Source organism: Bordetella genomosp. 13 (assembly GCF_002119665.1).
Lineage (GTDB): Bacteria > Pseudomonadota > Gammaproteobacteria > Burkholderiales > Burkholderiaceae_B > Bordetella.
In genome coordinates this window covers 2,130,978-2,144,800 of record NZ_CP021111.1, presented here as the reverse complement: position 1 = coordinate 2,144,800, position 13,823 = coordinate 2,130,978, and the positions used below count along the sequence as shown (strand labels likewise).

General features: G+C 68.7%; 15 protein-coding genes. 10 read left to right on the top strand and 5 right to left on the bottom strand.

From position 1 onward, the window contains the following. Positions 1-106: 106 nt before the first annotated feature. Together ptsP and CAL15_RS09685 are read left to right on the top strand one after the other, a co-directional pair. Positions 107-1,801, top strand: a complete 1,695-nt coding sequence (gene ptsP / locus CAL15_RS09690) for a phosphoenolpyruvate--protein phosphotransferase (protein ID WP_086081021.1) — start codon at positions 107-109, stop codon at positions 1,799-1,801. Between the two features lie 132 nt (positions 1,802-1,933). Continuing rightward, the gene (locus tag CAL15_RS09685) at positions 1,934-2,131 is read left to right on the top strand and encodes a hypothetical protein (protein ID WP_086078399.1); all 198 of its coding nucleotides are present in this window, start codon (positions 1,934-1,936) and stop codon (positions 2,129-2,131) included. Positions 2,132-2,138: 7 nt separating this feature from the next. On the opposite strand, the gene CAL15_RS09680 is transcribed toward CAL15_RS09685, so the two are convergent. After that, positions 2,139-3,431, bottom strand: coding sequence for an Nramp family divalent metal transporter (locus tag CAL15_RS09680; RefSeq protein WP_086078398.1), 1,293 nt, complete (start codon positions 3,429-3,431; stop codon positions 2,139-2,141). A 120-nt stretch (positions 3,432-3,551) separates the two neighbouring features. Further along, the gene (locus CAL15_RS09675; RefSeq protein WP_086078397.1) at positions 3,552-3,977 is read right to left on the bottom strand and encodes an OsmC family protein; all 426 of its coding nucleotides are present in this window, start codon (positions 3,975-3,977) and stop codon (positions 3,552-3,554) included. A gap of 226 nt (positions 3,978-4,203) precedes the next feature. Here CAL15_RS09675 and CAL15_RS09670 point away from each other — a divergent pair, with 226 nt between their 5' ends. From CAL15_RS09670 to CAL15_RS09640, 7 genes are all read left to right on the top strand, one after another. Then, positions 4,204-5,145: an ornithine cyclodeaminase family protein gene (locus CAL15_RS09670; protein ID WP_086078396.1), complete on the top strand. Its 942-nt coding sequence runs from the start codon at positions 4,204-4,206 to the stop codon at positions 5,143-5,145. 138 nt (positions 5,146-5,283) lie between these two features. Next, entirely contained in the window at positions 5,284-6,441 is a 1,158-nt protein-coding gene (locus CAL15_RS09665) for an ABC transporter substrate-binding protein (protein WP_086078395.1), read from the top strand. A gap of 158 nt (positions 6,442-6,599) precedes the next feature. Continuing rightward, complete coding sequence (gene ehuB, locus CAL15_RS09660; protein WP_086078394.1) at positions 6,600-7,532, top strand: ectoine/hydroxyectoine ABC transporter substrate-binding protein EhuB; 933 nt, start codon at positions 6,600-6,602, stop codon at positions 7,530-7,532. Positions 7,533-7,543: 11 nt separating this feature from the next. Next, positions 7,544-8,188: an ectoine/hydroxyectoine ABC transporter permease subunit EhuC gene (ehuC, locus tag CAL15_RS09655; RefSeq protein ID WP_086078393.1), complete on the top strand. Its 645-nt coding sequence runs from the start codon at positions 7,544-7,546 to the stop codon at positions 8,186-8,188. Continuing rightward, positions 8,185-8,856: an ectoine/hydroxyectoine ABC transporter permease subunit EhuD gene (gene ehuD, locus CAL15_RS09650; RefSeq protein ID WP_086078392.1), complete on the top strand. Its 672-nt coding sequence runs from the start codon at positions 8,185-8,187 to the stop codon at positions 8,854-8,856. Before ehuC ends, ehuD begins: the two co-directional genes overlap by 4 nt. Further along, on the top strand, positions 8,853-9,623 hold the full coding sequence (ehuA, locus tag CAL15_RS09645) for an ectoine/hydroxyectoine ABC transporter ATP-binding protein EhuA (RefSeq protein ID WP_086078391.1): 771 nt from the start codon (positions 8,853-8,855) through the stop codon (positions 9,621-9,623). The genes ehuD and ehuA overlap by 4 nt, the downstream gene beginning before the upstream one ends. Before the next feature lie 150 nt (positions 9,624-9,773). Next, positions 9,774-10,883, top strand: a complete 1,110-nt coding sequence (locus CAL15_RS09640) for an NADH:flavin oxidoreductase/NADH oxidase (protein WP_086078390.1) — start codon at positions 9,774-9,776, stop codon at positions 10,881-10,883. Positions 10,884-10,889: 6 nt separating this feature from the next. Here CAL15_RS09640 and dut read toward each other — a convergent pair whose 3' ends face one another. The 3 genes from dut to CAL15_RS09625 form a co-directional block, all read right to left on the bottom strand. After that, the gene (gene dut, locus CAL15_RS09635; protein WP_086078389.1) at positions 10,890-11,339 is read right to left on the bottom strand and encodes a dUTP diphosphatase; all 450 of its coding nucleotides are present in this window, start codon (positions 11,337-11,339) and stop codon (positions 10,890-10,892) included. 103 nt (positions 11,340-11,442) lie between these two features. Further along, the gene (locus CAL15_RS09630) at positions 11,443-12,021 is read right to left on the bottom strand and encodes a hypothetical protein (RefSeq protein ID WP_086078388.1); all 579 of its coding nucleotides are present in this window, start codon (positions 12,019-12,021) and stop codon (positions 11,443-11,445) included. A 14-nt stretch (positions 12,022-12,035) separates the two neighbouring features. Further along, positions 12,036-12,671 carry a DedA family protein gene (locus CAL15_RS09625; RefSeq protein ID WP_086078387.1) on the bottom strand — a complete coding sequence of 212 codons (636 nt, stop codon included), beginning with the start codon at positions 12,669-12,671 and terminating at the stop codon, positions 12,036-12,038. A gap of 112 nt (positions 12,672-12,783) precedes the next feature. Between CAL15_RS09625 and CAL15_RS09620 the strand changes: the two genes are divergently transcribed. After that, complete coding sequence (locus CAL15_RS09620) at positions 12,784-13,821, top strand: metal-dependent hydrolase (protein WP_086078386.1); 1,038 nt, start codon at positions 12,784-12,786, stop codon at positions 13,819-13,821. Positions 13,822-13,823 lie beyond the last annotated feature (2 nt).

Below are 13,823 nucleotides of genomic sequence, written 5' to 3'. Positions count from 1 at the left end.
AAAGAACCATCGAACGCCGGTGGATGCCGCCGCGGGCTCGGCGCCGGCCGGCGCGAATGGCTCGGGCGAACCACCGGGCACGGTGCTGGCGCTGCGGGGCAAGCCAGTGGCTCGCGGCTACGCCATCGGCCGGGCCGTCGTCATGGGAGCGGCGGCGCTCGAGGTCGCGCACTACCGCATTGCGCCGGAAGACGTCGCCGCGGAATGCGAGCGGCTGACGGCCGCGCTGCAACAGGCGCAGGACGAGCTGCTGCAGATGGCCGACACCTTGCCCGAGGATGCGCCTCGCGAACTGGGCGCCATGCTGAACGTGCACAGGCTGTTGCTGGCAGATCCGCTGCTGGCCGAGCCGGCGCTCGAGCTCATCGCGGAACGCCAGTACAACGCCGAATGGGCGTTGACCGCGCAAGGCCAGATGCTGGCCGAGCAGTTCGACGCCATGGAAGATGAATACCTGCGCGAGCGCGGCGCCGATGTCCGCCAGGTCATCGAGCGTGTGCTGCTGGTGCTGTCCGGTACGCCGGCCACCTTGCCCGATACCTGCCACGTCGACGGCGACGAGCCCCTGGTGGTGGTGGCCCATGACATCTCGCCGGCGGACATGCTGCGCCTGCGCGGCGCGCGCTTCGCCGCCTTCGTCACCGACTTGGGCGGGCCCACTTCGCACACCGCCATCGTTGCCCGCAGCATGGGCGTGCCGGCCGTCGTTGCCATGGGCAACGTGCGCCAGTTGCTGCGCGACGGCGACATGCTCATCGTGGACGGCGCCACGGGCAATGTGCTGGTCAACCCGTCGGCGCGCATACTCGAAGAGTATCGCCAGCTGCAGCAGGTGTACGCGGACGAACGCGCCGAGCTGGCGCTCCTGCGCGACGTGCCTTCGGTCACGGTGGACGGCATCGACATTGTCCTGCACGCCAACATCGAGCTGCCCGACGAGGCCCACCAGGCGGTCGCCGCGGGCGCGCATGGCATCGGCCTGTTCCGCAGCGAGTTCCTTTTCATGGGTCGCGCCACGCTGCCCACCGAAGAAGAGCAGTACGAGGCCTATGCCTCGGTGGTCAAGGTCATGGCTGGCCGGCCCGTCACCATCCGCACCCTGGACATCGGCTCCGACAAGACGCTGGACGGCGAGGCCACCGTGGCCACCAATCCGGCGCTGGGGCAGCGCGCCATCCGCTATTGCCTGGCGCGTCCCGAGATGTTTGCCACGCAGCTGCGGGCCATTCTGCGGGCTTCCGCGCATGGGCCCGTGCGCATGCTGGTGCCGATGATCGCGCACATGCACGAGGTCCATGCCACCTTCGCGGCGCTGGCTTCCGCGCGCGCCGAACTGGATGCGCGCGGGCAGGTCTATGCGCCTCATATGGAAGTGGGCGCGATGGTCGAGGTGCCCGCCATTGCCATCGCCATCGAGCCCTTCGCGCAGGCGCTGGACTTCCTGTCGATCGGCACCAACGACCTGATCCAGTACGCACTGGCCATCGACCGCGGCGATGACGAGGTGTCGTCGCTGTACGATCCGCTGCATCCGGCCGTACTGAGACTGATCGCCAACACGATCAACGTCGGCGAGCGAGCCGGCAAGCCGGTCGCGGTATGCGGCGAGATGGCCGGCGACTCGCGGTATACCCGGCTGCTGCTCGGACTGGGGCTCACCGAGTTCTCGATGCACCCGCAGCAGTTGCTGGACGTGAAGCGCGAAGTACGGCGGGCCCACTCCAATGCGCTGCGCGTGAAGGTGGCGGGGGTGCTGAACCGCGCCTTGCCGGTGGACCTGGACCAGCTCGACCAGGCCTGAGCCGCCCGGGGATTCAGGCCGGGTGTGCCCATTGCGCAACGGTATTGCGGCGTTTTCGCCGCTTCTGTGGCGACGCATCATGCAGCGGCCTAAGATGGATCATCGGTTTCCCCGCGCCTCCTGGAGAGAGCCATGATCGACACCGTCCGTACCGACGTCCGCATCGCCCCCGCACCCGTCAAGAACGCCGGGCAGTCCCTGGCCCGCTCGCGCGTGCGGCGGCTCAAGCGGCTGGGCAGCGACCTGGGCGACGCGTGGCGCGAGATCATGCAGGGCATGCAGGCCGCCCGCGAGGACCATCCCGTGATCTCGGCCTACCGGCCGCGCTGATCCTGCCTCAGAACAGCGTCTGCGCCAGCAGGTAGCCGTCCAGGAGCACGATGCCGGTGGTGGCCGCCAGCGCCGCCACGGCCCAGCCGCCCCGCAGCACATAGCGTCCCATCACGTCGCGCCGGCGGGCCAGCACCACCAGCGGAATCAACGCGAAGGGCAGCGCCAGGCTGAGGATGACCTGGCTCAGCACCAGCAGCCCGTCCGGATCGCGACCGCCCGTCGCAGCCAGCAGCGCCAGGGCAGCCACGCCCGCCACGGCGCGCGTGATCACCGCGCGGCGGCGTTCCCACCAGCCGCTGCCGGCGGGCTGGAAGCCGCGCGACAGCACGCGTCCGGCCATCACGCCCGTGATCGTGGAGCTTTGGCCCGCGGCATACAGCGCCACGCCGAATACGACCGCGGCCGCGGCCCCCAGCGTCTGCCCGATGGCGGCGTGCGCGCCGTCCAGGCTGGCCACCACGGGTCCCGAGCCTGACAGCGATGCGGCGGCGACGACCATGATGGCGGCATTGATCAGCATGGCGATGCCCAGGGAGACCATCGTGTCGTTCCGGGCGATGCGCATGGCCATCGGACGATCCGCCGCCGACAGCGCGGCCGCGCGCTGCGCGAGGGCGCCGGAATGCAGATAGAGGTTGTGCGGCATCAGCGTGGCGCCCAGGATGCCCAGTGCGATCAGAAACGCCTCGGGGTCGCGCAAGGTGTTGCCCGTGTCGGCGATGCCCGAAGCCACGTCGCCCGCCGAGGGCTGGGCCCGGACCAGCAGATAGACGAAGGCCACGGCCACCACGCCCAGCAGGACGCCGATGACCTGTTCGTGCCGGTCGGCGTTGCGGCGGGCGGCATAGAACACGGCCAGCGTGCCCAGCGCCGTCACGCCCACGCCGGCCATCAGCGGCAGGCCCAGAAGCAGGCGCAGCGCGATGGCCCCGCCGATCAGTTCGGCCAATGCGGTGGCCAGGATGGCAGCTTCGCCGGCCAGCCAGGCGCTGCGCGCAAGCGGGCGGGGCAGGTGGCGGGCGGTAAGGGTGGCCAGGTCCTGTCCGGTGGCCAGCGCCAGCCGCGCCGTCAGCACCTGGAAGCCCATGCCCAGCAGCGCCGCCGCGAACACCACGGCCAGCAGGCCATAGCCGAAGCCGCTGCCGCCTGCGATGTCGGTCGCCCAGTTGCCCGGATCGATGTAGCCGACTGCCACCAGCAGGCCGGAACCGGCCACGGCACGCAGGCCGGCCATGCGTAGTGGAGGGTGCTGGTGGGCAGCGGCGCTGCCGGACAAGGCCAGGATGAGAGTGTTCATGTTGCGGTCCTGAGAATAGTTGTTATTCTCGGGACCGCCGCCCTGACGGGCAAATTGATTTATAGAAAGGGTCCGATAGCTTTCCGCAACGCGTGGCGGATGGCCCCTTCCAGAGCGCGATCAACTCTTCAGCTTGGCGTCCATGGTGATCTTGGCGTTCAGCACCTTGGACACCGGGCACCCGGCCTTGGCCTTGGCGGCCGCTTCTTCGAAGGCTTTGGCGTCGGCGCCGGGAATCTCGGCCACGACCTTCAGGTGCACGGCGGTGATGGAGAAGCCGCCATCGGTCTTGTCCAGGGTGACTTCGGCCGCGGTGTCGATGCGGGCCGGCGTGAGGCCCGCTTCGCCCAGGATGTTCGACAGTGCCATCGAGAAGCACCCGGCGTGCGCGGCGCCCAGCAGTTCTTCGGGGTTGGTGCCGGGCTCGTCGCCAAAGCGGGTGTTGAAGCCATACGGCTGCTCGCGCAGCGCGCCGCTCTGGGTCGAGACGGTGCCTTTGCCGGTCTTGAGATCGCCTTGCCAGACAGCGGAAGCAGTCTTCTTCATAAGGGGACTCCTGGAAAGTTGGGGGCGCAATGCCGCCGGACGATAACGTGTCCATGCCGCCTGTGACGTCGTCGTGGCTGCCGGGCTGGCCGCGCCCGGATCGCAGCAGGCGACGCCGCGGATGGCCTTCCATGATACGGCGACTGGCGGGCCGGAATGTGTCCGCCAGGTTTCCGCCCGAGCGATAATGCTGCCTTCTGCAAGCAGGCAAGGGTGGGTTCGAACAATGCAGCTCATCGATACGGCGGCCACGCGCGGCGCCTTGTCCTTCGAGACGGTGATCCCCGCGCTGCGCGAGGCTTTCCGTACTGGCGCCACGGTGCCGCCGCGCCACGTGCATGCCGTCGAGTCCGGCGGGGCGCATGGCACGTCGCTGATCATGCCGGCCTGGAACGAGCAGGGCTATTTCGGCGTGAAGGTCATCAACATCTTTCCCGAGAACACCCGGCAGGGCCTGCCCGGCCTGCATGCCACGTACACGCTGTACAGCGCCCGTACCGGGGTGCCGCTTGCGCAAGTCGACGGAGACGTGGTCACGGCCTACCGCACCGCGGGGGCGGCCGCGCTGGGCGCCTCGTACCTGGCGCGCGCCGATGCGCGTACGCTGCTCATCGTGGGGGCGGGGCGCATTGCCGCCCTGGTGGCGCCGGCCATGCGGGCGGTTCGGCCGATCGACCGGGTGCTGGTGTGGAACGTGCGCCCGGCCGGCGCGCATGCGCTGGCCGACGCCCTGGTTTCGCAAGGCTGCGACGCGAGCGCCGTGGACGACCTCGAGGCCGCGGTGCGCCAGGCCGACATCGTCAGTTGCGCCACCCTGGCAACCCGGCCTTTGGTGCGCGGCGCCTGGCTGAGGCCGGGCACGCACCTCGACCTGATCGGCAGCTTCAAGCCCGAGATGATCGAGGCCCATGCCGACTGTTTCGCGAGCGCCTCGGTATACGTGGATACCGACGAAGCTCCGACCAAGGCGGGAGATCTGCTGACCGCGTTCCAGGCCGGCACGCTGCGGCGCGATGCGATTCGCGGGAATCTGTACGACCTGGTGGCGGGGAGGGCGCCCGGCCGCCGCGACGCCGCGGAAATCACCATTTTCAAGGCGGTGGGCAGCGCGCTCGAGGATCTCACGCTGGCCGCGCTGGTATACGAGGACCGGGCCGCCCGATCATGAGAAAGCCGCCCGGATGCGCCTTGCGCGTTCGCTGCGCGGCGGTCGCGGGCACGTCGGTCCATGAGGCACAATGACGCTTTGGGCCGGCCCCAACATCCGCCCGCTTCGTCCATATTGCTTTCTATATCCGGATTCTTCATGCCTCACGCGCTAGCCCGCCTTGCCGCCGTCGTCGCCATCGCGCTTCCCGCCCTGTCCGCCAATGCCGAAGTCGTCATCGGCGTGGACGTGTCCACGACCGGCCCGGCCGCGGCCATCGGCATCCAGACCAACAACGCCATCCGGTTGTGGCCGGCTACGCTGGGCGGCGAGCCGGCGCGTTATGTGGTGCTGGACGACGCGACCGACGTCAGCCGCGCGGTGCGCAATTTCCGCAAGCTGACATCGGAAGACAAGGTCGACGCCATCGTCGGGCCCAACACCACCGCCGCCGCGGTGGCGGGGCTGGACGTGGCCGCTGAAACGGGCACGCCGATGGTGGCCCTGGCCGCCTCGGCCGTCATCGTCGAGCCGCAGTCCGACCCCAAGCGCAAGTGGGTGTTCAAGATGCCGCAGAACGACACGCTGATGGCCTCGGTCCTGGTCGAGGACATGAAGCGCAAGGGCGTGCGGACCGTGGGGTTCATCGGCTTCGCCGATTCGTACGGCGACAGCTGGTGGCAGGCCTTCAACGCCGCGGCCGGAGACAGCCTGAAGATCGTCGCGCAGGAGCGCTTCCAGCGCACCGACGCCTCGGTGGTCGGCCAGGCGCTGAAGGTCATTTCGGCCAAGCCGGACGCGGTGCTGGTGGCCGGTTCCGGCACACCGGCGGCCCTGCCGCAGAAAACGCTGCTGGAACGCGGCTACTCGGGCACCATTTACCAGACCCACGGTATCGGCACGCTGGAATTCCTTCAGGTGGGCGGCAAGGAAGTCGAAGGCACGCTGTTTCCCACCGGCCCTGGCGTGGTGGCGCGCGAACTGCCCGACAGTAACCCGGTGAAGGCCGTAGCGGTGGCGTTCGCCGACAAGTACGAGGCGCAATACGGCCCCAACACGCTTACCCAGTTCGCGGGCGACGCCTATGGCGCATGGATGCTGCTGGATTCGGCCGTTGGCCGTGCGCTGAAGACCGGCGCCAAGCCGGGCACCCCCGAGTTCCGCAAGGCATTGCGCGACGCGCTGGAGAATACCCGCGACCTGGTGGTGCCGAACGGCGTGCTGAACATCTCGGCGCAAGACCACCAGGGCTTCGACGAGCGCGCCCGGGTAATGGGCGTGGTGCGCGGCGGCCGGTTCTCGTACGCGTCGCAGTAGGCCCCGGTTACCTGCGCCGCGCCGGCCGGCGTGGCGCTTCCCGGAGAGGCAGGCAGTTGGCCTGCCTTCTTTTGTGACATATCCTTCGTGCTCAAATGATTCGATGGGATATCATTTTGAGAGAATTGATCGTGTAGCAAACCCGGGAGGAAAAGAACATGGCAAGTATCGCGCACGCCGCGAAACGCATCTTGCTGACGGCAGGACTGGGGCTGGCGCTGACAGCCTGCGATTCGGGCTCAGGAACCACCGGGAACGAACCGGCCGCGGGAAAGGCCGCCACGTCCGAGGGCGCATCAGCCGACACGCTGGCAGCCGCCCGCAAGACCGGCACGATCCGCATCGGCTATGCCAACGAGGCGCCGTTCGCCTACATGGACAGCAAAGAGGCCCGCGTTACCGGAGAAGCCGTCGAAATCGCCCGGGTGGTGCTCAAGCGCATGGGCGTCAGTGAAGTGGAAGGGGTGCTGACCGAGTTCGGCTCGCTCATTCCGGGCCTGCAGGCCCGACGCTTCGACATCATCGCCGCGGGCATGTATGTCACGCCCGAGCGTTGCGCCCAGGTCGCGTTTTCCAACCCCACCTACGGGGTGGGGGAGGCCTTCATGGTGCAGAAGGGCAATCCCAAGAATCTGCACAGCTATGAGGACGTGCTGAAGAGCCAGGATGCGCGGCTGGGCGTCGTGGTGGGCGCCATCCAGGGCGACTACGCACAGAAGCTGAACATTCCGTCCGAGCGCGTCATCGTGTTTCCCGACGCGGTCAGCGCGCTGTCGGGCGTGCAGGCCGACCGCGCCGATGCCTATGCGGCCACCGCGCTCACCATCAATGACCTGATGACCAAGGTCACCGACCAGGCGGTGCAGAAGGCCGAACCCTTCACCGACCCCGTCATCCAGGGTGAGAACGTGCGCGGCTACGGCGCCTTCGCTTTCCGCAAGGAAGACCAGTCCTTCGCCGACGCCTTCAACGCCGAGCTGGCCAAGCTGATCGGCAGCGAAGAGCATCGCAAGCTGGTCGAGCCGTTCGGGTTCACCGAGAGCGAACTGCCCGGCGACGTCACGGCGGCCAAGCTCTGCGGCACGAAGTAAGGGGCCGGCATATGGACGACATGATCGCCTTGCTCGAGCCGTTGCTCGAAGGCCTGGCCGTGACGCTGCAGATCACGGTCGGCGCCGCGGCGCTGGCCGTGCCGATGGCCCTTGCCGCCGGTCTGGGCAAGATGTCGGGCAGCCGCGCCGTGCGGGCCGTCTCGACGGTGTACGTCGAAGTCTTCCGCGGCACCTCGGCCCTGGTGCAGCTCTTCTGGTTCTATTACGTGCTGCCCACCATGTTCGGCATCAAGCTGCCCGCGCTGCTGGTGGCCATCGTGGTGCTGGCCGCCAACGCCGGCGCGTACGGCGCGGAAGTGGTGCGAGGCGCCATCGCCGCGGTGCCGGCCGGGCAGCGCGAGGCCGCGTTGGCGCTCAACTTCACGCGCGCGCAGATCATGCGTCGCGTGGTGCTGCCGCAGGCGTTCTCCGCCATGCTGCCGCCTGCCGGCAACCTGCTGATCGAGCTGCTGAAGAACACCGCGCTGGTGTCGCTGATCACCATCACCGACCTGACGTTCCGCGGCCAGCTGCTGCGCAGCGATACGCTGCGCACCACGGACGTCTTCGTCGCCATGCTGCTGATGTACTTCGCGGTGGCTCTGTTGATCACGGGCGGCATCCGCCTGCTCGAACGGAGGTTCAAAGTCCGATGAACCCGATATTCGACTGGAGTTTCGCCTGGGAGATACTGCCCACGCTGGGCCAGGCCTTGATCGTCACGGTGCAGGCCACGCTGATCGGCATGCTGGTGGCCGTCACGCTCGGGCTGGTGCTGGCGCTGCTGCGGCGCTCGCCGCTGTTCATCGTGTCCGCGCCGACCGCTTTCCTCATCGAGTTCGTGCGCAGCACGCCGCTGCTGGTGCAGATGTACTTCCTGTTCTACGTGCTGCCCAGCGTGGGCGTCAGCCTGTCGCCGCTGGCCACGGGCATCCTGGCGCTGGGCGTGCATTACGCGGCGTACTGCGCCGAGGTGTACCGCGCTGGCATCGAGGCCGTGCCGCGCGGCCAGGTCGAGGCGGCTACGGCGCTGAACCTGTCGCGCTGGCGTACCGCGGTCGGCGTGACGCTGCCGCAGGCCATTCCGCCCGTGGTGCCGGCGCTGGGCAACTACCTGGTGGCCATGTTCAAGGACACCCCGCTGCTGTCCGCCATCACGGTGGTCGAGCTGTTGCAGCAAAGCAAGATGATCGGTTCCGCCACCTTCCGCTACACCGAGCCGCTTACGCTGGTGGGCGTGCTGTTCCTGGTGCTGAGCCTGGCCGCCGCCTGGTGCGTGCGGCGCGTGGAGAACCGCCTGAAACTGTATGGAGCAAAACGATGAGCGCAAGCATCCGGCTGGAAAAACTGACCAAGCAGTATGGCGACCTGCACGTGCTGCGCGGCATCGATCTCGAGATTCCGGCGGGCCAGACGGTCGCGGTGATCGGGCCTTCGGGCTCGGGCAAGTCCACGCTGCTGCGTCTGCTGATGACGCTGGACCGGCCCACCAGCGGCGACATCTTCATCGACGGCGTATCCATGTGGCGCGATGCGCAGGGCAATGAAGTCGGTCCGCATTCGGCGCACGTGCGCCGGGTGCGCGGCAAGATCGGCATGGTGTTCCAGCACTTCAACCTGTTCCCGCACAAGACCGCGCTGGGCAACGTGATCGAGGCGCCCATCCACGTCGAAGGACTGGGACGCGACGAGGCCGTGGCTCGCGGCCGCGAGTATCTCGAGCTGGTGGGCTTGGGCGACAAGCTGGATGCCTATCCCGCGCAGTTGTCGGGCGGGCAGAAGCAGCGCGTGGGCATCGCGCGCGCGCTGGCCATGCGGCCCGAGATCATGCTGTTCGACGAGGTGACTTCGGCGCTGGACCCGGAACTGGTGGGCGGCGTCCTGCAGATCATGCGCGACCTGGCGGCACAACACACCATGACGATGCTCATCGTCACGCACCAGATGAAGTTCGCCGAGCGGTCGGCCGACCGCACGCTGTTCTTCGACCAGGGCAACATCGTGGAAGACGCGGAATCCGCCACGCTGTTCAGCTCGCCGCAGGAACCGCGCACGCAGCAGTTCCTGCAGTCGGTGATCGAAGCCGAATAAGGCCGCCGCATATCCGTCACCGCGGCAGGGCGATGCGGGCGGCGGGGCCGACGAGGGGCTATGCTGCGGTGTTTCGCCCACCGTATTGCGCCCGGGCATGGCCGCTGCCGCGATGGCGGCGCGGACCGGTCCCGGTCATGAAGGAACCCCATGGCTTTGCTTTTCTCGCCGATCTCGCTCGGCAATGTCACGCTGGACAACCGTATCGTCATCGCCCCCATGTGCGAGTACTCCGCGGAAGAGGGCTGTGCCAACGATTGGCACATGATCCATCTGGGGCACCTCTCGCTGTCGGGCGCGGGCCTGCTGATCGTCGAGGCCACCGCCGTCGAGGCCGACGGCCGCATCACCCCGGGCGACCTGGGCCTGTGGTCCGATGCCACCGAGGCCGCGCTGGCGAAAGTGGTGCGCGCCATCCGGCGTTATTCCCCCATCAAGCTGGGCATCCAGTTGGGCCATGCCGGCCGCAAGGCCTCCAGCCGCGCGCCCTGGGAGGGCGGCAAGCAGATCCCGCTGGAAGAGGGCGGGTGGACCGCGCATGCGCCGTCGGCGCTGCCTCACGCCGCCGGCGAACTGCCGCCGCGCGAGCTCGACGTCCAGGGGCTGGCGCGCGTGCGGCAGGCCTTTGTCGACAGCGCACGGCGCGCCGACCGGCTCGGCTTCGAAGTGATCGAGCTGCACGCCGCGCATGGCTATCTGCTGCACCAGTTCCTCTCGCCGCTGGCGAACCAGCGCAGCGATGACTACGGCGGCTCGCTCGCCAACCGCATGCGCTTTCCGCTCGAGGTCTTCCAGGCTGTGCGCCAGGCGCTTGCGCACCGGCCGGTGGGGGTGCGGGTGTCGGCGACGGATTGGGTGGAAGGCGGCTGGGATGTCGACCAGACCGTGGCGTTCGCGCGCGAACTGAAGGCGCTGGGCTGCGACTTCATCGACGTGTCCACCGGCGGCGTGTCCCCGAGCCAGCAGATCACGCTGGGACCGGGATACCAGGTGCCGTATGCCGAAAGACTGAAGCGGGAAGTGGGCATGCCCACCATGGCCGTAGGTCTCATCACCGAGGCCGCCCAGGCCGAGCGGATCTTGCAGAACGGTCAGGCCGACATGATCGCGCTGGCGCGCGCCATGCTGTATGACCCTCGCTGGCCCTGGCATGCCGCCGCCGAATTGGGCGCGCAGGTCAAGGCGCCGCCGCAGTACTGGCGTTCGCAGCCGCGCGAGCAGAAGGCGTTGTTCGGCGAAACGCGCACGGGACAACGCTGACTGGGATCAGCCGTGGCCGGTGCTGCCGAATCCTCCGGCGCCGCGGTCCGACGCGGCGAAGTCCTCGACCACGTTGAACGCCACCTGGTGCACGGGAACGATCACCAGTTGGGCGAGGCGGTCCATGGGCTGCAGCGTGAACGCGGCGGCGCCGCGGTTCCAGGTCGAGACCATCAGCTGGCCCTGGTAGTCGGAGTCGATCAGGCCCACCAGGTTGCCCAGCACGATGCCGTGCTTGTGTCCCAGCCCGGAGCGCGGCAGGATCAGCGCCGCATAGCCGGGGTCGGCGATATGGATGGCCAGGCCGGTGGGCACCAGCTCGGTGGCGCCCGGCGCAATCGTCAGCGGCGCGTCCAGGCAGGCGCGCAAGTCCAGGCCGGCCGAGCCGGGCGTGGCGTACGCGGGCAGGAAGTCGCGCATGCGCGCATCCAGGATCTTCAGGTCTACGGAGTTCATGGGGAATGAAAGGAGACGTGGCCGGGGACGAGTCCGCCGGCGATGGGGAGAACTAGGGTACCAAAGAAGCGTGTGAGGTCTGTCGAACCCACCGCGCCGCGAGTCATCCCTGCCGGTCAGGGCGCCTAGTCAAGGTTTCCAGCGGACCGTATTTGGGCAGGACGCCTTCGCGGGCCTTGGCGCGCAACCGGCTGGCCGCCTTGAAGAGCATCAGCGCGACGAAGGTCAGGAATACTGCGGGAAAGAAGTCTTCCACTTGCCGCGGCTGCCGGTTCATCGCCTCGATCACGGTGGCGAAGGCGCTCCAGCATAGCGCCACGGCGGCGAGGGTGAGAATCAGCGCCACGCGGCGATGCGAGCTGACGCGGGCCAGCTGTTGCGCGGCCGGCGATCCGTCGGCGAAACCTCCTGGCGTGCCGCGCGCGGGAGCGGGCAGCGGCGTGGCCGTGGCGGCCGGCGCCGGCTTGTCGCTACGTCCCCAGCCGGATGCGTCGGGCCCGCCGGAGGGCTTGGCGGCGGCTGCGGCAGCGGATCTTGCGGCCGGCTTCGGGGCCGGTTCGCGCGGCCGCTGCTCGCGAGGGACAGGCTGGAGCACCTGCCCCGGCGCCGGACCGCCATTGCGGCTGAGCGACTCGACGTAGCTGGCGAAGTCGCCGTTCTTGGGTTCGCCTGGCAATGCCATGAGCCGTGCTCCGGTCAGCTGTTGTGGCGTTCGGCCACCGGGCGCCTCTTGCGCACCAGCATCGCCATCAACCACCCGCCCACCACGATGGAGGCGATCACGCCGACGACCAGGGTGATCTGCTGGGCATCCTTGGCAGCGCCCAGGCCGCGCGCGGTAAGGTATCCGGGCGCCAGCATCAGCGGCAGCCACAGCACCGCGGACAGCACGTTGGCCGCCTGGAAGCGCAGGTGATGCATGCGCATGACGCCCGCGACCGTGGGCACGGTGGAGCGCAAGGGCCCCAGGAAGCGGCCCAGCACCACCGAGGCGAAGCCATAGCGCCAGAAGAACAACCGTGCCCGCGCGACGTTGGCGCGCTGCCGGCTGAGCGGCCAGCGGCGCAGCACGCCCGGGCCAAGCCAGCGGCCGATGCCGTAAGAGATGGCGTCGCCCACCACGGCGCCGACGACGCCCCAGGCCAGTATGCTCCAGGGGTTCAGGGTGCCGGAACCGATCAGGCCGCCCGTGAGCAGCAGCAGCGCCGTGGCGGGGATGAACAGGCCGACCACGAGCAGCGATTCGCCCAGGGTCAGCAGGAAGGTGATCGGCCCCGCCCACTCCTGGTGAGTCTGGATGAAAGCGCCGATCTGATCGATGTAATGGTCCATGTAGGGGCGAAAGCCGTGAGAGCCGTGGGCATCCTGTATCTTAACGCCTGCCTGAACGGACCGCGCGGGGCGGTATCGCAGGCAGGCCATCGATTTCAGGACCGAAGTATCCATGGATTCCATCACGCAGGCAGTATTGGGCGCCGGCATACAGGGCGCGCTGATGGGGCGCTTCCAGGGCCGCAAGGCGCTGCTCTACGGGGCGGCGCTGGGCACGCTGCCCGACCTCGACGTGCTGGTGCGCTACGCCGACCCGGTCTCGTCCATGACGTATCACCGCGGCTTCTCCCATTCCGTGTTCGTGCTGACCGCGCTGGCCGGGGGCCTGGCCTGGCTGGTGCGCAAGCGCTGGCCGCAGGCGCCATACGGCGCGGGGCGGCTGTTCCTGGCGATCTGGCTGGTGCTGTTCACCCATCCCGTGCTGGATGCGTTCACGGTGTACGGCACGCAGCTGTTCTGGCCGCTGACCTGGACGCCGGAAAGCTGGTCGGCGGTATTCATCATCGATCCGGTCTACACCGTTCCCATGCTGCTGGCGGTGTTGGCTGCCGCGCTGTTCGGACTCACGGCGGGGATGCGCCGGGCCGTGGCCGTCACCGTTCTGTTCGGCGGGCTGTACCTGTTGGCGGGGCTGGCGGGCCGCTGGCATGCCGAACAGCGCGTACAGGATGAGCTGGCCCGGCAGGGCGTGCAGGTCGAGCGCGTCCTGGGCACGCCGATGCCGTTCAATACGCTGCTGTGGCGCGTGGTGGCCATCGGATCGGACGGCGCGTACTACGAGGGCATCAGCGGCTGGTTCGATCGCGCTGCGCCCGAAACGCTGCGCCTGCCGCGCCACCCCGAGTTGGCCGATGCGCTGGCCGATGCACCGCTGCACGCGCGGCTGCGCTGGTTCACCGACGATTGGCTGCGCTACGACGCCCTGGGCGATGCGCTGGTGGTCACCGACCTGCGCATGGGCATCCCGGGGTACTACACCTTCCGCTTCGTGATGGCGGAGCGCGGCGCCGACGGGGCCTGGCATGCGGTCACGCCGCGTCGCTGGCCCAGCGCGCGCGGCGGCGGCCCGGAACTGCGGCGGATGATGGACCGCATCGCCCAGGGGCTGCCCCTGCCGTTGGCAAGCTGGTCCGAGCAGGCGCTGCGGTGACG